The organism is Enterobacter sp. MGH85, assembly GCF_001037655.1.
Taxonomy (GTDB): Bacteria; Pseudomonadota; Gammaproteobacteria; order Enterobacterales; family Enterobacteriaceae; genus Enterobacter; species Enterobacter intestinihominis.
This window is the reverse complement of record NZ_KQ089925.1, coordinates 1,376,744-1,400,446: the sequence shown is the minus strand read 5'-3', so window position 1 is coordinate 1,400,446 and position 23,703 is coordinate 1,376,744. Positions and strand designations below refer to the sequence as shown.

The following is a 23,703-nucleotide window of genomic DNA, read 5'->3' as shown; positions in this document are numbered from 1 at the left end:
CCACATGCATAATAATGTTGTTTCTATCGTCATATTCCGGGTGACTTATGCGAAGCTCGTCTAAGCAAGAAGAATTAGTGAAAGCGTTTAAAGCGCTACTCAAAGAAGAGAAATTCAGTTCTCAGGGAGAAATTGTTCAGGCGTTGCAGGAGCAAGGCTTCGACAACATCAACCAGTCGAAGGTCTCCCGCATGTTAACCAAGTTTGGTGCAGTGCGTACGCGCAACGCCAAAATGGAGATGGTTTATTGCCTGCCTGCTGAACTTGGCGTGCCAACGACCTCCAGCCCGCTGAAAAACCTGGTTCTGGACATTGACTATAACGATGCCGTGGTCGTGATCCACACCAGCCCGGGTGCAGCCCAGCTGATTGCCCGCCTGCTGGACTCGCTGGGTAAAGCAGAGGGGATCCTCGGGACCATCGCCGGTGATGACACCATTTTTACGACCCCGGCAAATGGTTTCTCGGTGAAAGACCTCTACGAAGCGATTCTGGTCCTGTTCGAACAGGAGCTGTAATCTTCTGCCCCGTAGCGCCTGGCTGCGGGGATCATTCTGCTACCGCCTCGTTTTACCCTGCTTTTCTCTGCCTGCTGCTTTTGCAAATAGTGCTTTTTACCGCCTGTTAACATTCATTCAGTGAATGATCTGCCGTAAAATCGCACTAAAAATCAAAGCCGCCTATCCAATTGATTTACATAATAAAAAATCATAACACCTGCAGAGTAACGCCCTTTTTTATTCATTCCCGTTATAAAAAATGATGTTTTTAACACGTAATAACAGGCGAAACCATTAGCCTGGTATTAATTTTTTCCGTGATTAGTGTATACTTGATTTTGTGATGAGGGTCACAGAACAAAGACCCCAGTAAAATAATTGACGAGGTAAATAATCATGAAAATTAAAACCACTGTAGCTGCCCTGAGCGTACTGTCAGTCCTGTCATTCGGTGCGTTTGCAGCCGACACTATTAACGCCGAACAGGCACAATCCCGTCAGGCTATCGGGACCGTTTCTGTTGGTGCCATCGGTACTTCTCCGATGGACATGCACGAAATGCTGAACAAAAAAGCGGAAGAACAGGGTGCGTCATCTTATCGCATCATCGAAGCGCGCAGTGGCGACCACTGGCACGCTACCGCAGAACTGTACAAATAAACCCTCGTCGTATCTCATCATACGACTTGCCCCTGACCTCCCGGTCAGGGGCTTTTTTATCACTGGCGCACGTTGAAACGCAGTTGCCCTTCCAGCTCCTCCTCCGCTTCATCAAACAATAAAATCAATGCGCCAAAGCGTCTGCGCAGTTTTTCAGGCAGATGGGTAAATTCGATCTCCAGCGGTAACGGCAGCCTGTCGCCGGTAACCACATCCCACAGCATATCAAGATTGTTTACGCTGCCCCGCTCCAGGTCGAACGCCCGGATAAACTCGCGGTAGAAGTCTTCCTGACTATCAATTTCGTCAAAATCAAAGGTATAAATTTTCATTGCCAGCCACCCGGTACAGGCGGGCGGCAGATGCCGCCCTGTCTATTATAAGCCCCCGATATGCAGGGTTTTAACTTCCAGAAACTCCTCCAGCCCCAGCACGGACCCCTCGCGCCCCAGCCCGGACTCTTTTACGCCCCCAAACGGACCCAGCTCGGTCGAGACCGCACATTCATTAATTCCGATCATGCCGCTCTCAATGGCCTGTGAGACGCGGAACACGCGCGAGAGATTCTGGGTATAAAAGTAGGCCGCCAGCCCGTAAGGCGTATTGTTAGCGCGCATAACCACTTCGTCTTCCGACGTGAAGCGGAAGCAGGCGGCAACGGGACCAAAGGTCTCCTCTTCTGCCAGCTTCATGCCTTCATGGCAGTCACCGAGTACGGTTGGCATCCAGAAGTTGCCGCCAAGTTCGTGCGGTTTACCCCCAGCCAGCACCGTGGCCCCCTTCGCTACCGCATCTTCGACGTGCTCACGGACTTTCTCGACAGCCGAAGGCTCAATCAGCGGGCCGACAACGACGCCCTCGTCCAGACCGTTACCCACCTTCAGCGCCTTCACCGCATCGGCAAGCTGATTGACAAACTTGTCATAGACCGTCTCCTGAATATAGAAACGGTTTACGCTGACGCAGACCTGCCCGGCGTTACGGAATTTATTGGCGATGGCGCCTTTGACGGCGGCCTCAATATCCGCGTCCTCGAAAACGATATACGGCGCATTGCCGCCCAGCTCCATCGATACCTTTTTCATGGTCTCAGCGGAATTGCGAACCAGCGTTTTCCCGACGGCGGTTGACCCCGTAAACGAGATTTTGCGCACGTCATGGCTGGCCATAATGGCGTCGCTAATTTCTGAGGTGCTCCCCGCGACCGCATTCAGCACACCATCCGGCACACCGGCCTGCTTCGCCAGCGTCAGCAGCGCAAAGGCGCTCAGCGGCGTGTTGTTTGCAGGCTTGATGACGCCGGTACATCCTGCTGCCAGCGCCGGGCCGAGCTTACGGGTGAGCATAGCCATCGGGAAATTCCATGGCGTGATAGCAGCAACCACCCCAACAGGTTCACGAGTGGCCAGAATACGGGAGCCGGGTTTAACCGGAGGAATGATTTCACCGTTAGCGCGCTTGGCCTGCTCCGCAAACCACTGAATAAAGCTGGCAGCGTAGTCCACCTCGCCCTCAGCCTCTTTCAGCGGCTTGCCCTGCTCGGTGGTCATCAGCCGCCCGAGCCAGCTTTTGTTCTCGATAATCAGTTCATACCAGCGATAGAGGATCGCGGAACGCTCTTTTGCCGTTTTTGCGCGCCATGCGGGAAAGGCTTTCGTCGCGGCCGCAATGGCCTCTTCGGTTTCGGCTTTCCCTGCTTTCGCCACTTTCGCAACCACCTCGCCCGTGGCCGGGTTTAGCACATCAAACGTGGTGTCGAGTGTTTTCCAGATACCGTTAACCAGATACCCGGTCTGAAAAAGAATACTGTCCTGAAGAGCCTGGGTTGTCATGTGTCCTCCCTTCCTGAATGTTTGAACCTGCAAGAATAAGTATAGCCACAAAAAAACCGACGCTTTTGGCGTCGGTTTTCTCTTCGTTAGCTGTCTGTCAGCGCATTCTGGTAGCGGTGCAGCATAAACACCAGCCGCTCTACCGGCTCGGTAACCTGCGGCGGGGCTTCCCAGACTCGCAGTTTCTCCTGGTAGATATCCAGCTCCTCCAGCAGTTGCTTAAAGTAGCGGCGACGTTTGTCATCACTGGATGCCGATATCACATGGTCCGCCGTTCGCCGTAGCTGGCGGTGGAAAGCGGACAAATCGTCGTTGATCGGCACTGGCGCGTTCCGCAGACGCTGGTGCGCGATAATCATGGTTAACGCCAGACGGAAGCGAGCGACATCGCCCGGGAATTTATTCAACAGCAGGAACAGTTGCTGGTAAAGGGCCGGAAGGTGGTTCTGCTTGCGCCGCGCGGTGTTGGTGGTCAAGGACGATACGGCGGCCGACACAAACTGATTGAGCAGCACGCGCCCTGTCCGCGCCTGAGAGTTATCCCGCACCAGCAGGATCACCATCATCGCCAGGAAACAGCCCACCAGCTGGCCTAATGCGCTATCCAGGAACTGGCTGAAATGGAAGGTCATCGGGTTATCCAGCACGAGGATGTTAATCGTACTCGCCAGCGCACCTAACGATCCCAGACGGCGTTTTTGTACCTCAATCCCGATAAAGAACGCCATCACCGCCAGGCTGATACAGAGCAAAAGCATGCTTTGCTGCGTTGAGGGGATGATTACCAGGAAGTAGAGCGCGCCAATGGGTAACGCCGCAATGGTGCCGTACAGAAAATCAATAGCGACCATGCGCGGGTTGGGCAGACGCATCGCCAGCGCGGTAACGACGGCAATCATCACCATCGCGCCGCTGCCGGACGTCCAGCCGGTCCACAGCCAGAACAGCGTGCCGAGTATACAGGCCAGGGTGGTACGCCAGAAGTTAACCATCGCATGATGACGCTCGGCGGATTCCGGTTTGATCACCACTTCGCCCTGTAACACCTCTTCTTCCGCCGCACTGATTTTGGTGTTGCTAATCACGCCGCGTTTCAGAAGCAGGTAGCGCGTTGCGGCGCCAACCCAGGTATAAATGGTGACTGGCGTATCCCGTTCCCCCGTCCAGGCAATCACACGACGCATGCGTTTAAGCTGTCGATGCACGTCCTGCACCGTCTCCACAGGCTCATCAAACAGTTCGCGGAAGGTATCCGTTACCACTTCGGGGCGAGTGTTCTGAATCAGGTAGGTTTCACACGCCTGGGTGATCAGCGTTAACGAGACGGTATTGATCGCTTTCAGACGACGATTGGCACGCTCCCAGCGGGAAGACTCCATATTGAGATTACTGCGCATCCCTTCCAGCGCCTGCGTGCGGCGCACGAGCGCGCTCCAGGCCTTGTCGACCTCTTCGCTGTCGCCGTGCTTAATGCACAGCTGCATGAGCTGGTACTGGGCAACAATCAGCGCGTCCAGCTCACGATCGACTTCCTGCTTGATGGATCGCGGAGAGAAGAGCAGATCGGCGACAATCGCGCAGACGATACCAATGACAATCTCGCTGCAACGTTCCACGGCGAACTGCGGAGCAAGCAGCGGTTCACTCTGAATGGTGATGATAATAATCAGCGCGGTATATCCCGCCAGGCCCCAGGCGTACGAGTTCTCCACCTTCACCAGCGAAGAGACCCAGGTGCAAAAACCCGCCCAGATACAGCATACAATCAGCATCAGCAGCGGCGTGCGGATCATCAGGATGATAATGGTCAGGGCGGCGATACAGCCGATAAAGGTACCGATAATACGCAGCATCCCGCGATAGCGAATTGCCCCGGAGTAAGGTTCGCCACCCGCCGCGAAGGCAGGACCGGCGGCGACGATCGCGGCGGTCAGAACAGCCCAGCGCGGCGTTTCAAGCTGGAAATGGAAGCCAACAAACAGCGCCAGCACAATGGCGCATGCCAGCTTCACGGCGAAGCGGATGTGCTGGCTGGCGATGGAAAAAATGCCCATAGCGATCAACCAAACTCGCGCAGGCGATGGGCGATTTGACGGAAGATAGAATCCTGGCTGGCATCACGGTCTTTTTCACCGGTGATCACTACCGTCGCCGTGGTGCCTGCGGGCCAGAGGTTGCTCTGCTGCTCATCCAGACGAATGCGTACCGGTACGCGCTGCGCCAGACGAACCCACTCGAGGTTAGAATCGACGGTCGCCATCCCTTTTGAATCATTGGTACTGCTGGCGTTGGTCACCCCCGCGGCCACGCTGTCCACGGTTCCTTTCAGGACCCGGTTGCTGCCGAGCGGCGTGATTTCGGCGCGATAGCCCGGACGCACGCCTTCCAGCTTGGTCTCTTCCATATAGGCGAGGACGTAGAAAGAGTTCTGTTTCACCAGCGCCACGGCCGTAGAGCCGCGCGTGATAAACTCACCCGCATAGACGTTGAGGTTGGTTACCCAGCCATCGGACGGGGCGCGGATAACGGTACGTTCCAGATCGAGCTTCGCCAGATCGCGCGTCGCCTGCGCTTTTGCCAGCTGATGCAGCACGGTTTGCAGCACGTTATTGGACTGATCAATCTCTTCCCGGGACATGGCCTGGATGCCCAGCTTGTTACGACGTCCTGCTTCACGGCGTTTTTCAGCGGCCAGCGCGTTGTAATACGCTACGTCGGCTTCCGCTTCTTCCAGCGCTTTTTGATAGCGCGGCTGGTCGATAGTGAACAGTACCTGATCTTTTTTCACCAGCTGGTTATCGTGGACATTGACCGCCGTAATGAGACCGGCGACATCGGGCGCTATCGCGACCACCTCCGCGCTGAAACGCGCATCGCGCGTCCACGGGGATTCGGTGTAATAAACCCAGGCGCGAAAAATAGCGATGAACGCCAGGATGACCAGCGCCATAGTGATGGCAGTGCGGGAGATTTTTCTTGTTAGCGTTTTCACATCAACCTCAGACAAACATGCGCGATATTAAATAGAACAGGCAGCAATACAGCGCGGTATTAAACAATGCAGGATGCCAGACGAAATCATAAATCCCGGTAGGGACCAGCACCTTGCGCACCAGCCAGAAGATCGCCAGTGATAAAAGAAGCTCGAAAAATATCGGTGGGAACGACAGACCGAACACCACGATAACGGGAAACAGACTCATGTTGACCTTGATTAAAGAGATGCAGGTTACTGGATTATTAAGCTCACGCCGCCGCAGGAGAGCATGAATTGCCGGGCGAGAGTGGCGCAGCCGTCATGTAATTAATAATATATTAACGTAACTGTTATGCTGTTATCTATCATATGTGATCTAAATCACTTTTAAGCCAGAGTGAATAATGGAACGTCTAAAACGCATGTCCGTCTTTGCGAAAGTGGTTGAGCAAGGCTCTTTTACCGCCGCAGCACGTCAGCTACAAATGAGCGTCTCATCCATTAGCCAGACAGTGTCAAAACTGGAAGATGAGCTCCAGGTGAAGCTGCTCAACCGCAGCACCCGCAGCATTGGGCTGACGGAAGCGGGTAAAATTTACTATCAGGGCTGCCGTCGAATGCTGCATGAAGTGCAGGATGTTCACGAGCAGCTCTACGCCTTTAACAACACGCCTATCGGCACGCTGCGTATCGGGTGTTCTTCAACTATGGCACAAAATGTTCTCGCTGCCATGACGGCGGAAATGCTGAAAGAGTATCCCGGTTTAACCGTTAATCTGGTAACGGGTATTCCGGCACCGGATCTGATTGCCGATGGGTTAGACGTGGTGATCCGCGTTGGCGCATTGCAGGACTCGAGCCTGTTCTCGCGTCGACTGGGCAGCATGCCGATGGTGGTCTGCGCTTCGAAAAGCTATCTGGCACAGTATGGCGTACCGGAAAAACCTGCCGACCTTAGCAACCACTCGTGGCTGGAATACAGCGTTCGCCCAGATAACGAATTTGAATTGATCGCGCCAGAAGGGCTTTCCACCAAACTGCTGCCTGAAGGCCGCTTCGTGACCAACGATCCGATGACCATCTCACGCTGGCTGGTGGCCGGGGCCGGGATCGCCTACGTGCCGCTGATGTGGGTGATCAACGAGATCAACAGCGGCGAACTGGAGATCCTCTTCCCGCGCTACCAGTCGGATCCGCGCCCGGTGTACGCGCTCTATACCGAAAAGGACAAGCTGCCGCTGAAGGTGCAGGTCTGTATTAACTATCTGACGGACTATTTTGTGGAAGTGGCAGAGCTGTTTCAGGGGATGCGGGGAAGAAGGAAAGAGTAGGCCTCCCCCTCACCCCGGCCCTCTCCCCAAAGGGGCGAGGGAGAAAAGACGGCACGGAGCAGTCCCCTCTCCCCGTTGGGGAGAGGGTTAGGGTGAGGGGAAAATGAAAAAATTACGCCGTGCCGCCCACCGTCAGGTTATCAACCTTCAGCGTAGGCTGACCGACGCCCACAGGCAGGCTCTGGCCCTCTTTGCCGCAAACGCCCACGCCGTTATCCAGCTTCAGGTCGTTACCCACCATGGAAATCTGCTGCATGGCCTCAATGCCAGAGCCAATCAGGGTTGCGCCCTTCACCGCTTTGGTCACTTTGCCCTTCTCAATCAGATACGCCTCTGAGGTAGAGAAGACAAATTTACCGGAGGTGATATCCACCTGGCCGCCGCCAAAGTTCGGCGCGAAGATCCCGTAATCAACGGATTCGATAATCTCCTGCGGCGTGGATTTACCCGGCAGCATGTAGGTGTTGGTCATGCGCGGCATCGGCAGGTGTGCGTAGGATTCGCGACGACCGTTACCCGTTGGCGCAACGCCCATCAGACGCGCGTTAAGCTTGTCCTGCATGTAACCTTTCAGTACGCCATTTTCGATCAGCACGTTGTACTGGCCCGGCGTGCCTTCATCGTCGATAGAAATCGAGCCGCGACGGTCGAGCATGGTGCCATCATCCACCACGGTACACAGTTCGGAGGAGACTAGCTGCCCCATCTGACCGCTGAATACGGACGTCCCGCGACGGTTGAAATCCCCCTCCAGGCCGTGACCGACCGCTTCGTGCAGCAACACGCCAGGCCAGCCTGCGCCCAGAACCACCGGCAGCGTACCGGCAGGTGCCGCCACGGCAGACAGGTTGACCAGCGCCATGCGCACGGCTTCTTTTGCCCACGCATCCGCGCGTGCTTCGCCGTCAACGTCGCCGAGGAACCAGTCGTAGCCAAAACGACCGCCGCCACCGCTTGAACCGCGCTCGCGCTTGCCGTCGTCTTCCACCTGCACGCTGATAGAGAGGCGCACAAGCGGACGCACGTCAGCGGCCAGCGTACCGTCCGTCGCCGCCACCAGGATCAGTTCATAAACACCGCTCAGGCTGGCAGAAACTTCCTGCACGCGTTTATCCGCCGCGCGAGCCACTTTGTCCACGCGACGCAGGATGTCCAGCTTCTCTTCACGGCTCATGCTCTGCAACGGATCGATGCTGGTATAAAGCGCAGTGTGCTGCACTTCACCCAGGGTTTTGACACGACCGTCGCCGGTATCGCGCACAATGGTTCGCGCCGCCTGCGCGCTCTGCTCCAGCGCGGCCAGGCTTATCTGGTCTGCATAAGCAAAACCGGTTTTTTCGCCGCTGACGGCGCGCACGCCGACGCCCTGGTCAATGTTATAAGAACCATCTTTAATGATGCTGTCTTCTAAAACCCAGGATTCGTGATAGCTCGACTGGAAATAGAGATCGCCGTAGTCGAGGCGGCGTTCGGTCAGTTGACCAAGAATGGAGAACAGGTCCTGATGGCTCAGGCCGTTCGCTGCGAGCAAATGTTCACTTACCAGGTTCAGACTCATCGTATTGCTACTCGTTCGTTGCCGCCAGTGGCGGTATAAAATCAATATTATTGAGAGTGAGGCAATTACCTGCCCACGTCAAATCATTGCTGTGCTTCTTTGCGCGGCTGGCGCAGCACTTCATTAATCTGCGGTTTATCGATTGGGCCCGTAATGCGGTAGCGCAGAATCGAGACTTTGCTCCAGAGCGGCCCCAGCACTTTGCTGGCGGCAAATACCGCCGCGCCGATTATCGGATTGACCACAAAAGCGGTAGCAACACCCACTGTAGCGGAGATTTCCGGGGCAACAACCGCTTCCATATCCAGCTCCCGGCGCACGAGGTTCACTGATCCTTTCATGGCGATGTCCGCTTCCAGGCCGTCCAGCAGCGTATCATCGGTATGCATCACGCCGTCCTTGATCCAGGCCGTTCCGCGAATGGAGTCATAATAGAAACCGTCGTTGAAGGTATCGCTGAAATCGAAGCGCAGCTTGCGCAGCAGCGCGTCAAAGCTCAGCAGGCGCAGTATTTGCCCTGCATGACCGGTGCTAACATCGGCAATTTGTCCCTTACCAAAACGGGTTCTGAGGATACCGTTCAGCGAGGCAACGTCCGGCTGCCACGGTGCCGCGCGCCAGTGCAGATCGTAATTCACATCGAAGGACGATCCGCGAAGCGGCGTGCTGATCCCAAAGAAGTTAGCCGCGGAGTCCAGCTTGTTGCCTTTAATATCGCCCTTCAGCGAGGTGCGCTGTTCACCCGGTTTGTTCACCCACTCGCCAGCGGCGGTCATGCGGCCAAAGCCGGTATCCACCAGCCCACCAGAGAGGCTCAGCGTATTGCCCTGAATAGCAAAATCACCGTCGATACGGCCATATTTCTGTCCCCACAGCCAGCACTCCGCGCAGCGCAGCTGGAGATCGGGCCAGTTGCTGAAATCCACGCGCGACGTTCCACTGCTGCTGAAAGGAGACGTACTTGTCGACTGTGTTTTAGACGCCGTAAAGGTCGGGTTGTAATAGAGATAACGGATAGCCGCCTGCCATGGCGCGTTATCGCGCATCGTCAACGAACCGTTAATTTCACGCCCCTGCGCCTCGACCTTTGAGCCGTTCACCGTCGGCCGGGAGACAATACTCAGGTTGTTCCACTGCTGCCCACCCAGCGTCAGCGCAGGCGTGCGCAAGGTAATGGACTGCGGGAACTGCGCCGTTTGATCGACGTTTTGCCCGACACCTTTCTGAAACAGTGCCAGCCACTCTGCGCCATCCATCGGCGGGAGATTCAGTTCAATGCCCGCCTGCTCCGGCAGCGGCGGCGTGGTACGGCTGTCCGTCGTCCAGATCGCCCTGTCCAGCGTCAGCTTGCGGTTAAGCAGCCAGCGGCTGTTGAAGTGGTTTGTTCCGCCAGCGTTTCCGGTTAAATCGAAGCTGTTAAGGTTGCCCGCAACCTTTACGTTGACGGGCAGTGCTTCACCGCTTTTCTTGTTCAGCGGTGCGGGAAGCTGGCTACTGAGGTTTTTCAGATCGCCCGTAATGTCGACGTTATAGCGCGCACCGGCATGATAAGGCAGATCGATGGCGACCTTGCCATTCCATGACACCGCGCCGTCCACCGCATTCTCAATCGGCTTCGGCAGAACATCCATGCGTGACGGCTGCCAGTTCGCGTCCATATTGACCGCCACCTGGTAGGCTTTATCGCCCTCGGTGGTGGAGAAATCGATATTGAGGGGTTGATTGAACCAGGTCGCTTTCAGCGGCTTACTTTTCAGATTGCCGTTAACAAAGCTGAACTGACCGCTAAGGTTTTTCAGCGTGCTGTCCAGCGGCTTGATATAGAGGCTGTTATTATTCAGACGAACGTCGCCTTTGGCGGTGGTCATTTCACCGTCGAGCGGGATATCCAGATGTAAGCGAGCATTCACATCACCATCTAACTGCAACTGCTGGAGAGTGGCCGCCAGGGAGTCATCCAGCGGCGTATCTTCAAAATATGGGCCAACCGCTTTACCCGGCCCATTAATATCCGCATCAATCAGCAGTTTCTCTTTGGAGTAATCCGGGATGTTTGCCGTCAGGTTGCTTGCCGTTACGCCGCCCAGCGCAACGCTGTCCGTCTTCATCCACAAGCCGTCATTCAGGAAGTTGAGTTCGATATTCAGATTCTTCAGCGCGGGCCAGTCCGGCTGGAAGGCATAGGTGGCGTTGCGTAGCGGCACCAGAACCTGGAACTGGCCTTCGTTATGCTTATACGGGAACAGGTGCGGATTGCCGCCGTAGACCAGCGTGGCGTTGTCCGCCTGACCGCCTTGAATGGCGCCGCTGAGATAGTCTACCAGCGCTTTCCCCATCAGGTTTTCCGGGAAGTAGCGCCACGCCTGCGAACCGTCATCTGTGCTGATGCCTGCCAGAATGCCCAGCCACGGCTCATCGCCTTCAGGCTGTAGATAACGGAAATTACCGCGGGCATGTACCGCTTTGGCTTTTACATCAATATCGCGACCATCGAGCTGAAAACCTTTGTCATTCTTCAGCCAGTTGAGGGTGGCGTTTCCCTTTTCGATCTCCAGTGGCGCACGGAAGACCGTTTCGTACGGCATTTTTGCTTCCTGCATTTCTGCCGTCAGCCTGCCGTTTTCCACGCTTCCTTCCAGTTTACCGCTGAAGTGCTCGGCACCCGGCAGCAGTTTCCACTGTTTCCATGCGAGATTATTCCATGCCGCCTGAAAACGCGTCTTTTCCGTGGCCTGGAGCGGAATATCCAACGCCAGCCGGTTTATCTGCCCGCTCGGCTGCGTCGCCAGCCAGATTTCGCCCAGCTCCGGGGAGAGTTTTGCGGCCATTGAACGCAACCCTTCGATCGCCGTCAGATCCAGGTTACTGGCGCGGATACGCAGCTCATCGCTGCGTTTACCGTTTATACCGCCGACGTCCTGCTCCGGCATCCACGCCAGCGTCAGTGCGCCGCGCGGCCAGGGTTTGTTATCCATGGAGATGCGCGTATCCGGAATAGCGAACTGCCAGCCGCCTTTATCCTGCGTCACGTGTGCGGTGAGGTTATCGACGGAAAGCTGATGCTGATGGTTTTCCCCCTTCCAGCTCGCGCCCCCCTGCTTAAGCCAGATATCGCCGCTGGCGAATGCCCCGTTCGTCAGGGTCATCCAGCCTTCCAGGCTGAAGCGCGCGGTTTCCAGCTGCATGTTCTGCTGTAGCCACTCACCCAGCCACGGCTTCACGTCCACATCGTCCGCCTGTAGCCACACCCTGCCGTTGTTCAGCAGGCCATTGTCGTCGCGCAGATCCATCCGCACCTGCATAACGCCGTGCTGCCCGTTCAGGCTGGAGAGATTCACCTGCCCCTCGGCGCGGTGGCGATCTTTCCCGTTTAGCCAGGTCAGCTGTGGGATCGCCAGCTCAGCGCGCTGTCCGGAAAGGGTTATAAAGCTCACTTCGCTGTCGCGGAGATCGAAATGATCGAACTGACGCAGGAAGAGATCGCTGATACGGCTGGTTTCCAGCCCACGATCGCTGTCGCCGCTTTGCAGCGGCGTGTTGGTCATCAGCTGAAGTTGCCAGAAGGTGAGATCGCGAAACTGCCAGCGCAGATGCAGCAGGCTTTGCCAGACATCCAGCGCCAGGGTGACGCGTTTGATTTTAAGATGGCCGCCATCTTTCAGGCTGGCGCTGATATCCCGCGCATCAAGCGTCGGGCCAAAGTTCTGCCAGCTTGCCTCGATATGGCTCACGTCCACCGGCAGACCGGTGGCAGATTCGATTTTTGCCAGGATCTGCGGCCGCCAGCTGTCCAGATGCGGCAAGGCGAGACGCAGCCCGCTCACGAGCAACGCGACAATCACGACCAGCGTTGCCCCTGTAAGCAGTAAAATCCCCGGCAATCGCCTCACGCGTCTCTCCTTGTCAGCCTTAAATCTCGCAGCGAACTGCGTTTACATCATGACGACGTCAAACTGCTCCTGGTTATAGAGCGGCTCAATTTGCACTTTTACCTGTTTGCCGACAAAGATTTCCACTTCCGCCAGCGCGTGCGACTCTTCCCCTTTCAGGGCCTCTGCCACCGCAGGGGAAGCATAGACCAGAAAACGGTCTGAGTCGTAGGCATGATGGACACGGACAATCTCACGCATGATCTCGTAGCAGACCGTCTCCACCGTCTTTACCGTTCCGCGTCCATGGCAGGTTGGACACTCATTACACAGGACATGTTCCACGCTTTCGCGGGTCCGTTTCCGGGTCATTTCCACCAGACCGAGCTGCGAGAAGCCATTGATGCTGGTTTTCACGCGATCTTTACTCAGCGCCTGCTCCAGGGAGTGCAGCACGCGACGGCGGTGGTCTTCATTATTCATATCGATAAAGTCGATGATGATAATACCGCCCAGATTACGCAGGCGAAGCTGGCGTGCGATGGCCTGCGTCGCTTCTATATTGGTATTAAAGATGGTGTCATCGAGGTTGCGATGGCCGACAAACGCGCCGGTGTTGATGTCGACGGTGGTCATCGCTTCGGTTTGATCGATGATTAGATAGCCACCCGATTTCAGCTCAACCTTACGCTCCAGCGCACGCTGGATTTCGTTTTCAACGTCATAGAGATCAAATATTGGCTGGCGTCCGGTGTAATGCTCCAGCAGCCCCGGCATTTCCGGGATGTACTCGGCGGTGAACTCCAGTAAGGCTTCGTACGTCAGACGGGAGTCCACGCGGATTCGGTCGAGCTGCGCATCGGCGAAATCACGTAATACGCGCTGAGCGAGCGCCAGCTCACCGTACAGCCGGTAGCGGGTCTGGTTGCGTTTTTTACGCTCCATCACTTTGGTCCAGACGCGCTTCAGATAGGCCGCATCCGAGGCCAGGTCTTCTTCGCTGATCCCTTCCGCTGCGGTACGGATAATAAACCCGCCCTGCTCGTCGCAGTAGGCGCTGACCACCTTTTTCAGTCGTTCACGCTCGCTTTCGCTCTCAATACGCTGTGACACGCCGACGTGCGACGCCCCCGGCATAAAGACCAGATAACGTGAAGGAAGGGTGATGTCGGTGGTCAGACGCGCGCCTTTGGTGCCCAGCGGATCTTTTACCACCTGCACCATCAGATCCTGGCCCTGACGCACCAGCTCAGAGATGTCGCGCACGGCAAACTGCTTTTGCTCTTCGCCTGCCACGCATTCGGTATGCGGCATGATGTCGGAGGCGTGTAAAAACGCCGCTTTATCGAGCCCAATATCTACAAAAGCCGCCTGCATACCCGGCAGTACACGACTGACACGACCTTTGTAGATATTGCCTACGATTCCGCGCCGCGCTTCACGCTCAATATGAATTTCCTGAAGAATGCCACCATCAATGTAGGCCACACGGGTTTCCGATGGCGTTACGTTTACCAACAATTCAGCCGTCATAATTATCCCTTCCCTCACGCAGTGAGTTAAAATTGCTCAGCAACTCATACGTTTCCACCAGCGGTAAGCCGACTACGGCGTGATAGCTGCCATTTATCTTCCTGACAAAACAGCCACCCAACCCTTGAATACCGTATGCACCTGCTTTATCCATAGGTTCGCCGCTGGCGACATAGCCGGCGATCTCCTCGTCGGTGAGGACTCTGAACGTCACTTCCGTTACCACAAGGCAATCCAGAACGTACTGGCTGTCTGCCAGCGCTACCGCCGTCATCACCTGATGGGTTTGTCCGGACATGTTACGCAGCATCCGCGCAGCATGGTCTGCGTCGCGGGGTTTCTCAAGCACCTCACCATTGAGGATGACGATGGTATCGGCCCCCAGCACCGGTAAGTCACGCGGCACGCATGCAACGCCCGCCTGCGCTTTTTCACGCGCCAGACGGGAGACATACTGCTGAGCGCTTTCGCCCTCAGCACGTTTTTCTTCGATACCGGTAACGATGCGTTCGAAGGATACACCCAACTGCGCGAGCAGTTCCTGGCGACGCGGAGAACCGGAGGCAAGATACAAAGACGTCATAGAAACCTTTTATTGCACGGCAAACTGCTGGCGAATTTTACGCATCAGCAGGAACAGCCACGGCCAGAGCACACCGTTTACTACACTACTCCAGAACACTTCCGGTCGGAAAGAGACGTTGATCACTAAAAACTCTGCCCAGAAAACAACGATATCCGCAGCGAGCGACAACAACATCACCACCAGCGCCTGTTGCCAGAGCGCAAGGTTACGAAAGAGCTGGAATTTGAGTGCAACGAGATACGCAATAATGCTCATGGATAAGGCGCGGACGCCAAGCGTAGAGCCACTGATAAGATCCAGTATGGCACCCATCACAAAACCTGTGCCGACATTTACGCGGTGCGGCAGGGCAAGGATCCAGTAGAGCAAAATGAGTAATACCCAGTTTGGCCGGAAAACAAGAATGTCGTCCGGCCAGGGCATAATTTGCAGCAACAATGCAACGAGGAATGAGAGCCAGATTACCCAGCGCCCCTGGCTACGATAACTGGCCACTACTGCCCTCCACCCGAGACTTGCGGCGGTGGCGGCGCATCCGGTAGCGGCTGCGTTAACCCCGTCGCCGGAGCCGGTACGGGCGCAGGTGGCCCCATAGCATCCGGCGCAGGCAGCACCTGCGGCATCATCTGCATCAGGCGCTCATTGGCCACGCGATGCACATCTTCCGGCGTCATCGGGTTAGCGCCGTTGCGATCGGCGCCCCATAGCAGCAGCAGGTAGCGTAAACGCTGCAAGCCAGCCGTTGGACGCGCCTGGATCACGGTGTAGGCACGTTGAGTGTCGAGCTTCACGGAAGAGACAACCGCAACCGGGTAGCCTTCAGGGAAACGACCGCCCAGACCAGACGTCACCAGCACGTCACCCACGCGGATATCCGTGTTGGCGGGCAGGTGTTCCAGTTGCAGATCGTCCGTACAACCATTACCGGCGGCAATTACGCGAATATCGTTACGCAGCACCTGAATCGGCAGTGCATGGGTGGCATCGCAAATCAGCAGCACACGGCTGGTCAGTTTGGCAACCGCCACGACCTGGCCCACAACGCCTTTATCGCTGATGACAGGCTGACCTTCGTATACGCCGTTCACGCTGCCTTTATCAATCACCACCTGATCGCTGTATGGATCGTTTACGGTGGAGATCACCTGGGTGACCATTTTCTGTTCATCCTGGCGCAGCGGCGAGCCAAGCAGTTCCCGCAGACGCGCGTTTTCCTGCTTATATTGCCCCAGCATCAGTAGCTCGCTGTTTTTCAGCAGCAGTTCCTGGCGTAATGCACGGTTTTCGAGTTCGAGCTGGTCACGCGATGAAAGCGTTTGCGACACGGAGTCGAGCAGTTCACGGGGACCATTTGAAATAAAGTAGAAAGGACTGACGGCGGTATCCATGTACGTTCGGATCTGGCTGAACGTACCGAGGCGGCTATCGGCAATAATGACCCCGAGCGCCACCAGAACCGCCAGGATCAGGCGAAACTGTAGCGACGGGCCACGGCTAAAAATTGGCTTCATAGGCTATGCGTATTCTCGCGTCAGAGAGAAAGGGTAGCCATTTGCTACCCTCTCACACCCGACTACTCTTCGCTAAACAAGTCGCCGCCGTGCATGTCGATCATTTCCAGCGCCTTGCCACCACCACGGGCGACGCAAGTCAGTGGATCTTCTGCAACTACGACAGGAATACCTGTCTCTTCCATTAACAGGCGGTCGAGGTTACGCAGCAGCGCACCACCACCGGTCAGAACCATACCGCGCTCGGAGATATCGGAGGCCAGCTCTGGCGGGCACTGTTCCAGCGCAACCATCACCGCGCTCACGATGCCGGTCAGCGGCTCCTGCAACGCTTCCAGGATTTCGTTGGAGTTCAGGGTGAATCCGCGTGGCACGCCTTCTGCCAGGTTACGACCGCGAACTTCGATCTCGCGAACTTCATCACCCGGATAGGCAGAACCGATTTCATGCTTGATGCGCTCTGCGGTCGCTTCACCGATCAGAGAGCCGTAGTTACGGCGAACGTAATTGATGATGGCTTCGTCGAAACGGTCGCCGCCGATACGCACGGAAGAGGAGTACACCACGCCGTTCAGGGAGATAACGGCCACTTCAGTGGTACCGCCACCGATATCCACCACCATAGAACCGGTTGCTTCAGAAACCGGCAGACCCGCACCAATTGCCGCAGCCATCGGTTCTTCAATCAGGAACACTTCACGCGCACCGGCACCCTGAGCGGATTCACGGATTGCACGGCGTTCAACCTGGGTTGCGCCAACCGGCACACACACCAGTACGCGCGGGCTTGGGCGCATGAAGCTGTTGCTGTGAACCTGCTTGATGAAGTGCTGAAGCATTTTTTCGGTCACGAAGAAGTCAGCAATAACGCCATCTTTCATTGGGCGGATCGCGGCAATGTTGCCCGGCGTACGGCCCAGCATCTGCTTCGCATCATGGCCTACTGCGGCCACGCTTTTTGGCGAGCCAGCACGATCCTGACGAATGGCCACAACGGAAGGCTCATTCAATACGATGCCTTGTCCTTTTACATAGATAAGGGTATTCGCGGTACCCAGGTCAATGGACAGGTCATTGGAAAACATGCCACGAAATTTTTTCAACATACTAAGGGATAATCCTGAAAGCTGGGGCGGAAAACAAAATCCGCTTACTTTACCAACCACACGCAGCAGCGACAAGGCGCAAAAATCGTCTGCTACGGTGAAAATTAGTGCAGCACGTTTCCTTTGTTACAAATTCATCCCCTGAATCCCTCAGGGCTGAGTAAACAGCAGCGTCCCTCACTTTCACTTGTAACCTATAAAAGGTCGTTCACTGGCTTTTATGCTCGTCTTACTCAAAGCTACAGGCGCGATATTCTACGTGAAAACAAAGTAAACGGCAGGTCAAACAGAGTATCTTTGCAAATATTTTTTCACATTGGTGTCAAGCGGCTGAGAGGCGGCAAAAAAATCCCCCTGACCGCCCGTCACACCGCGCTCTGTCAACATCTGCCATTCACTGCGTGAACGTACGCCTGCGGCAAATACTTGCGTTTGCGTTCCTTTGCACGCCTCCACCAGGCTTTGTACCAGCAGCTGGTTTTCCGTGCGCTTTTCGATATTCCTTACCAGACCCGGATGCAGCTTCAATAATTCGACATCCAGTTCTTTGATCCAGCTGGTGCTGACCAGGGTAAGACCCGCCTGTGTTACCGCCACGCGAGCCCCAAGCGCATTGATTAAACGCACAACCGAGCGCAACCGGCTGATGTGTTGACCTACATCTGCCTCTGCAAGTTCAAAAATAATGCGTTTGCGTTGCGATTTTTCGCATTGCATTAACGTGTCACGTAACCAACGCTGAAAACGCGGACGGATCAGCGATTCGACGGTCACCTGTAAAGCCAGATTTTCTTCAGGCCAGTACGATAAAAACGGAATGAGGCGGGTGATTTGCTGGCGGTCATACTCTTCGGACAATCCGAATTGCAGCACCATCGGCAAATACTCTGCGGAGATAACCTCCTCGGTCCCATCAAAAATACGGCACATCAGCTCACGATGATGGACATGACCATTTTTTATAACCGCCGGTTTTTGATAGATGCGCGGTCCACCCCGGCTCAGCATCTGTTCAATCAGGGTTCGCCAGCGTACGTTGCCGCGCCCTTTTTCCGGTAGCGTATCATCATAGACCGCCCAGCCGTTCGCCCCCTGCAATACGGCGTTGCGCGTGGCCGCTTCTGCATGTTCCATCACCTGCTCCGTCGACTGACCGCCGCGCCAGGCACAGATGCCCATATGCACCATGTCGTCGCGGTCGAGCATTTTGCTCTGGGGTAGCGCATCGACGGCTTTCAACAGCTGGCTGGCGATACTCTCGGACTCCTTTAAGGTGCGATGCGGCAGCAAGACGGCAAAGTCGCTGCGGTGGTAGCGTGCCAGTAACGCGCCGGGGTAGCGCATAATAAAGGTGGACAGCAGGTTAATCAGCGTGAAGAGGTTCTCTTCCGCCACGCGCTGGCCCCAGGTATCACGGAGCAGATCGAAGTCGGGCAGGCGAATCATCATTACCACGCCATGCGTCCCCACCTTTTCGGGGTCATCAAGAAGCGTAGCCAGCTGATTATCAAAGAAGAGACGGTTGTTAAGGCCCGTTTTGTTATCCTGCGCGGCGTAGGAGCGAATCAACGTGTCCATACGGCTACGCTGATCGCTGGCAAACTGGATTTCGGAGAGCAGCACGTCCAGGGCGCTACTGGTACGTGATGGCCATTCATAAACCGATCCCCGTACCTGCGGACCCCGCTCGCCATTCAGTATTCGCACCGAGCGTGTTTCCAGCAGTTCCTGGCCGGAAAGTTGACGACGCTGCCAGCGAACGGCGAGGAAAATCAGCAGGACGATCAAGGCTACGGCGATGGTTAAGGGCGCGGTGGTCATGAGCGAGCGTAAATAGTTGCTCATCGGATCCTGGTACATCAGATGGATTGTCATACCCGGATGTTTAAGTGAGCGTACCGTTATGTCCCGATACTGATCTACCGTGCCGGCAGGACGGTAGCTGCCCTGACGGGTATGGCTGAAAACGGTCTGCTTCCCCTGTTTAATGTCGATCTGCACGATATCCACAGGCACCATTAACTCATCCAGTTCACGCGAAAGTGCCGGGAAGGAGGTTGTAATCAGGCGAGTGTCGATAACCGATGCAACCGATTCTACCCGGTTAACCAGCTTATCCTGGATGGCATTATAAAAGCTCAGCGAGCAGCCGATTAGCGTGACAAATATGGTCAGTCCCGTCAGCAAGGTGATAAAAGCTGAGAACTTCGTCGTTAATCGCATCCTTGAGATTACTCCGTGGGTTGAAGGGGTCGCAAGTGAGCGCTAACTTGCATTTCAAATGCGGCATACTACCAAACCTGGTGTATCTGGCAATTTATTGCGTTAAATCGGCACTGCGTTTCATTGAGCGAGTATAGTCTTCAGTACATATTTTCCCATCATCAATCCTAGTGAGGACCCTGTATGCAGGCTTTGATCTTAGAACAGCAGGACGGCAAAACCGTTGCCTCGGTGCAAGCCATTGACGAGAGCCGCCTGCCGGAGGGCGACGTGACCGTAGATATCGACTGGTCAAGCCTGAACTATAAAGATGCACTGGCCATTACGGGAAAAGGTAAAATCATCCGAAATTTCCCAATGGTGCCAGGCATCGACTTGGCTGGACGCGTGCATACCAGTGAAGATCCGCGTTTTCACGCTGGACAGCAGGTGCTGCTCACCGGCTGGGGCGTAGGTGAAAACCACTGGGGAGGACTGGCAGCGCAGGCGCGCGTAAAAGGTGACTGGCTGGTCCCGATGCCGAAAGGCCTGGACGGCCGTAAGGCGATGATCGTCGGCACGGCAGGTTTCACCGCCATGCTCTGCGTGATGGCGCTGGAAGAGGCCGGGATCCGTCCTGACTCTGGCGAAATTGTCGTGACCGGCGCCAGCGGTGGCGTGGGCAGCACGGCCGTCACGCTGCTGCACAAGCTGGGGTACCAGGTCGCCGCCGTCTCTGGCCGCGAAAGTACGCATGATTATCTACGTCAGTTGGGCGCAAGCCGTATTCTGAGCCGCGACGAATTCGCCGAGACCCGTCCGCTGGAAAAACAGGTCTGGGCTGGCGCTGTAGATACCGTCGGCGACAAAGTGCTGGCGAAGGTGCTGGCGCAAATGAATTACGGTGGCTGCGTGGCGGCCTGTGGTCTGGCGGGTGGTTTTGCCCTGCCGACGACGGTGATGCCATTTATTCTGCGTAACGTGCGTCTTCAGGGTGTCGATTCGGTCATGACCCCAGCCGAGCGGCGGGCTGAGGCCTGGGAACGTCTGGCGCGGGATCTGCCAGCCTCATTCTATGAGCAGAGCGCCACTGAGATTACCCTGAGCCAGGCGCCAGAGTACGCCAATAAAATCATGGACAACCAGTTCCACGGTCGTGCGCTGGTTAAAATCGCCTAATCTTCAAATTTTCGTGACATATTCGCGCTAACCCTCCTCCTCCGTCATGCTTAGAAAAACGCCTGACGGAGGATGCCATGAAAACCCGAAAACTGACGGAAGCCGACGTAACGTCCGAGTCTGTCTTTATGCTACAGCGTCGCCAGATCCTGAAAATGCTTGGCATCAGCGTCACTGCCCTGACGCTCACCCCTGCGGCCCACGCCGATCTGCTCGACTGGTTTAAGGGCAACGACCGCCCGAAAGCCCCCTCTGGCGCACCGCTTAACTTCACGAAACCGGCGCAGTGGCAGAATAAACTGACGTTGACGCCGGAAGATAAAGTCACCGGCTATAACAACTTCTATGAGTTTGGCCTCGATAAGGCCGATCCTGCCGCCAACGCCGGGAGCATGAAAACCGATCCCTGGACGCTGAAGATTGATGGCGAAGTGGCAAAGCCGCTGACGCTGGATCATCATGACCTCACCACCCGCTTCCCACTTGAAGAACGCATTTACCGTATGCGCTGTGTGGAAGCCTGGTCGATGGTGGTGCCGTGGGTAGGTTTCCCTTTGCATAAACTGCTGGCGCTGGTTGAGCCCACCAGCAACGCGAAGTATGTTTCCTTCCAGACGCGCTATGCCCCGGACGAGATGCCAGGCCAGAAGGATCGGTTTATCGGCGGCGGGCTGGAGTATCCCTACGTTGAAGGTTTACGTCTCGACGAAGCCATGCATCCGCTTACGCTGCTCACCGTCGGGGTTTACGGCAAAGCGCTGCCGCCGCAAAACGGGGCGCCCATTCGCCTGACCGTACCGTGGAAATACGGTTTCAAGGGCATCAAATCGATCGTCAGCATTAAGCTCACCCGTGAACGCCCACCCACCACCTGGAACCTCGCAGCGCCAGATGAGTATGGTTTTTTTGCCAACGTTAACCCGCACGTTGATCATCCACGCTGGTCGCAGGCGACGGAACGTTTTATCGGTTCCGGCGGCGCGCTGGATGTTAAACGCCAGCCAACGCTGCTGTTTAACGGCTATGCAGATGAGGTGGCATCCCTCTATCGGGGGCTGAATTTACGGGAGAACTTCTAAGTGCGTTTAACGGCAAAGCAGATAACCTGGCTGAAGGTACTCCTGCATTTAGCCGGATTGCTCCCCTTTATCTGGCTCTTTTGGGCAGCCAGCCAGGGACAGTTCAGTGCCGATCCGGCTAAAGATATTCAGCATTTTACGGGTCGGATGGCTCTGAAATTTTTGCTGGCGACCTTGCTCGTCTCACCGCTTGCGCGCTACGCTAAACAGCCATTGCTAATACGTACCCGTCGGCTTTTGGGGCTATGGTGTTTTGCCTGGGCGACGCTGCATCTCACCAGTTACGCCCTGCTGGAACTGGGCATTAACAACCTGGCACTCCTTGGCAGCGAACTGGTTACGCGTCCTTATCTGACGCTGGGTATCGTAAGCTGGCTGGTTTTACTGGCGCTGACACTGACATCCACGCAGTACGCGCAGCGAAAAATGGGACGGCGCTGGCAACTGCTGCACAACTTCGTCTATCTTGTCGCGATCCTCGCGCCCATCCATTACCTGTGGTCGGTGAAGATTTTATCTCCTCAGCCGGTCATCTACGCCCTGCTGGCATTGGCCCTTTTAGCATGGCGTTACAAGAAGTTCCGCCAGTGGGTACGATAGTCCATGAAACTGTGCGTTTTCCCGCAGATTATTTATCAGCCGCGAATCTTTTTCGGATAGCGGTTGATAATCTTCCCTGATAAGACCAGTATTTAGCTGCCAAATGCTACGAAATCGTTATAATGTGCGACTTCGGTTTTCCGGACAGGGGTTTTTGACCTCTGAAAGGGTGACAATTGCGTATTGAGGGTATATGTTGTTTTTTACCCGAAAATCGCAGGAGATAGCGGCACAATGGCTGACAAATTCCAAATTTTAGTATTGAACGGACCGAACCTGAACATGCTCGGCACCCGTGAGCCAGAGAAGTACGGCACGCTGACATTGAGCGAAATTGTTAACCGTCTGGGTACGGAAGCAGCCTCGCTGAATGTGGATTTGGACCATTTTCAGTCAAACGCGGAGTACGCAATCATCGACCGTATTCATCAGGCTAAAGACACTGTGGACTATATCCTGATCAATCCGGCCGCGTTTACGCACACCAGTGTTGCTATACGCGACGCACTGCTCGCGGTGAGTATCCCGTTTATCGAGATCCATCTGAGTAACGTGCACGCCCGAGAGCCGTTCCGCCACCATTCCTACTTGTCAGATATCGCCGCTGGCGTGATATGTGGGCTGGGTGCAGACGGCTATTCATACGCTTTACAGACAGCGGTAAAACGCTTGTCACAATCACACTAAACAAGAGTACGGAACCCACTCATGGATATTCGTAAGATTAAAAAACTGATCGAGCTGGTTGAAGAATCAGGCATCTCCGAACTGGAAATTTCTGAAGGCGAAGAGTCTGTACGCATCAGCCGTGCAGCCCCAGCCGCTAGCTTCCCGGTAATGCAGCAAGCTTATGCCGCGCCAGTGCAGCAGCCTGCGCTCTCCGCAGCCGTTGCACCAGCAGCAGAAGCCGCACCTGCAGCAGCTGCAGAAATCAGTGGTCACATCGTACGTTCCCCAATGGTTGGTACTTTCTACCGCACCCCGAGCCCGGACGCGAAAGCGTTCATCGAAGTGGGTCAGAAAGTCAACGTAGGCGATACCCTGTGCATCGTTGAAGCCATGAAAATGATGAACCAGATCGAAGCAGACAAATCAGGTACTGTGAAAGCGATTCTGGTCGAAAGTGGTCAGCCGGTAGAATTTGACGAGCCGCTGGTCGTCATCGAGTAACGAGGCGAAC

The 23,703-nt window shown here is 55.6% G+C and carries 21 protein-coding genes; 8 read left to right on the top strand and 13 right to left on the bottom strand.

Features of this window, described 5'->3' with window-relative positions:
- Positions 1-47: 47 nt before the first annotated feature.
- Both argR and yhcN read left to right on the top strand, forming a co-directional pair.
- Positions 48-518: a transcriptional regulator ArgR gene (argR, locus tag SK51_RS06600; RefSeq protein WP_003860428.1), complete on the top strand. Its 471-nt coding sequence runs from the start codon at positions 48-50 to the stop codon at positions 516-518.
- A gap of 378 nt (positions 519-896) precedes the next feature.
- Positions 897-1,160: a peroxide/acid stress response protein YhcN gene (gene yhcN, locus SK51_RS06595; RefSeq protein WP_006812160.1), complete on the top strand. Its 264-nt coding sequence runs from the start codon at positions 897-899 to the stop codon at positions 1,158-1,160.
- A 59-nt stretch (positions 1,161-1,219) separates the two neighbouring features.
- Here the strand turns inward: yhcN and SK51_RS06590 are convergent, their stop codons facing one another.
- From SK51_RS06590 to aaeX, 5 genes are all read right to left on the bottom strand, one after another.
- Complete coding sequence (locus SK51_RS06590) at positions 1,220-1,492, bottom strand: barstar family protein (RefSeq protein WP_022649557.1); 273 nt, start codon at positions 1,490-1,492, stop codon at positions 1,220-1,222.
- 45 nt (positions 1,493-1,537) lie between these two features.
- A complete protein-coding gene (locus SK51_RS06585; protein WP_022649558.1) occupies positions 1,538-2,992 on the bottom strand; it encodes an NAD-dependent succinate-semialdehyde dehydrogenase in 1,455 nt (484 codons plus the stop codon).
- 86 nt (positions 2,993-3,078) lie between these two features.
- A complete protein-coding gene (gene aaeB / locus SK51_RS06580; RefSeq protein WP_023298739.1) occupies positions 3,079-5,046 on the bottom strand; it encodes a p-hydroxybenzoic acid efflux pump subunit AaeB in 1,968 nt (655 codons plus the stop codon).
- Between the two features lie 5 nt (positions 5,047-5,051).
- A complete protein-coding gene (gene aaeA / locus SK51_RS06575; RefSeq protein WP_023298740.1) occupies positions 5,052-5,984 on the bottom strand; it encodes a p-hydroxybenzoic acid efflux pump subunit AaeA in 933 nt (310 codons plus the stop codon).
- Between the two features lie 7 nt (positions 5,985-5,991).
- Complete coding sequence (aaeX, locus tag SK51_RS06570; protein WP_003860416.1) at positions 5,992-6,195, bottom strand: p-hydroxybenzoic acid efflux pump operon protein AaeX; 204 nt, start codon at positions 6,193-6,195, stop codon at positions 5,992-5,994.
- 178 nt (positions 6,196-6,373) lie between these two features.
- Between aaeX and aaeR the strand changes: the two genes are divergently transcribed.
- A complete protein-coding gene (gene aaeR, locus SK51_RS06565; protein ID WP_022649561.1) occupies positions 6,374-7,300 on the top strand; it encodes an HTH-type transcriptional activator AaeR in 927 nt (308 codons plus the stop codon).
- Between the two features lie 112 nt (positions 7,301-7,412).
- Here aaeR and tldD read toward each other — a convergent pair whose 3' ends face one another.
- The 8 genes from tldD to csrD form a co-directional block, all read right to left on the bottom strand.
- Positions 7,413-8,858 (bottom strand): metalloprotease TldD, encoded by a 1,446-nt coding sequence (gene tldD, locus SK51_RS06560; protein ID WP_006812165.1) that lies wholly within the window; start codon positions 8,856-8,858, stop codon positions 7,413-7,415.
- An 83-nt stretch (positions 8,859-8,941) separates the two neighbouring features.
- Positions 8,942-12,748, bottom strand: a complete 3,807-nt coding sequence (yhdP, locus tag SK51_RS06555) for an AsmA2 domain-containing protein YhdP (RefSeq protein ID WP_023307081.1) — start codon at positions 12,746-12,748, stop codon at positions 8,942-8,944.
- A 42-nt stretch (positions 12,749-12,790) separates the two neighbouring features.
- A complete protein-coding gene (gene rng, locus SK51_RS06550; RefSeq protein ID WP_003860405.1) occupies positions 12,791-14,260 on the bottom strand; it encodes a ribonuclease G in 1,470 nt (489 codons plus the stop codon).
- Complete coding sequence (locus SK51_RS06545; protein ID WP_023307082.1) at positions 14,250-14,843, bottom strand: Maf family protein; 594 nt, start codon at positions 14,841-14,843, stop codon at positions 14,250-14,252. The genes rng and SK51_RS06545 overlap by 11 nt, the downstream gene beginning before the upstream one ends.
- A gap of 9 nt (positions 14,844-14,852) precedes the next feature.
- Positions 14,853-15,341, bottom strand: coding sequence for a rod shape-determining protein MreD (mreD, locus tag SK51_RS06540; protein ID WP_003860402.1), 489 nt, complete (start codon positions 15,339-15,341; stop codon positions 14,853-14,855).
- On the bottom strand, positions 15,341-16,357 hold the full coding sequence (mreC, locus tag SK51_RS06535; RefSeq protein WP_003860400.1) for a rod shape-determining protein MreC: 1,017 nt from the start codon (positions 16,355-16,357) through the stop codon (positions 15,341-15,343). Before mreC ends, mreD begins: the two co-directional genes overlap by 1 nt.
- A 62-nt stretch (positions 16,358-16,419) precedes the next feature.
- The gene (gene mreB, locus SK51_RS06530) at positions 16,420-17,463 is read right to left on the bottom strand and encodes a rod shape-determining protein MreB (protein WP_000913396.1); all 1,044 of its coding nucleotides are present in this window, start codon (positions 17,461-17,463) and stop codon (positions 16,420-16,422) included.
- 282 nt (positions 17,464-17,745) lie between these two features.
- The gene (csrD, locus tag SK51_RS06525) at positions 17,746-19,686 is read right to left on the bottom strand and encodes an RNase E specificity factor CsrD (protein WP_022649564.1); all 1,941 of its coding nucleotides are present in this window, start codon (positions 19,684-19,686) and stop codon (positions 17,746-17,748) included.
- Positions 19,687-19,869: 183 nt separating this feature from the next.
- Here csrD and acuI point away from each other — a divergent pair, with 183 nt between their 5' ends.
- From acuI to accB, 5 genes are all read left to right on the top strand, one after another.
- Positions 19,870-20,844: an acrylyl-CoA reductase (NADPH) gene (gene acuI / locus SK51_RS06520; RefSeq protein ID WP_023298743.1), complete on the top strand. Its 975-nt coding sequence runs from the start codon at positions 19,870-19,872 to the stop codon at positions 20,842-20,844.
- A gap of 77 nt (positions 20,845-20,921) precedes the next feature.
- Positions 20,922-21,923: a protein-methionine-sulfoxide reductase catalytic subunit MsrP gene (gene msrP / locus SK51_RS06515; RefSeq protein WP_023307083.1), complete on the top strand. Its 1,002-nt coding sequence runs from the start codon at positions 20,922-20,924 to the stop codon at positions 21,921-21,923.
- A complete protein-coding gene (gene msrQ, locus SK51_RS06510) occupies positions 21,924-22,523 on the top strand; it encodes a protein-methionine-sulfoxide reductase heme-binding subunit MsrQ (RefSeq protein ID WP_022649567.1) in 600 nt (199 codons plus the stop codon). It begins immediately after the preceding gene.
- 234 nt (positions 22,524-22,757) lie between these two features.
- Entirely contained in the window at positions 22,758-23,210 is a 453-nt protein-coding gene (gene aroQ, locus SK51_RS06505) for a type II 3-dehydroquinate dehydratase (protein WP_022649568.1), read from the top strand.
- Between the two features lie 21 nt (positions 23,211-23,231).
- Positions 23,232-23,693 carry an acetyl-CoA carboxylase biotin carboxyl carrier protein gene (gene accB / locus SK51_RS06500; protein ID WP_010436174.1) on the top strand — a complete coding sequence of 154 codons (462 nt, stop codon included), beginning with the start codon at positions 23,232-23,234 and terminating at the stop codon, positions 23,691-23,693.
- The last annotated feature ends 10 nt before the right edge of the window (positions 23,694-23,703 follow it).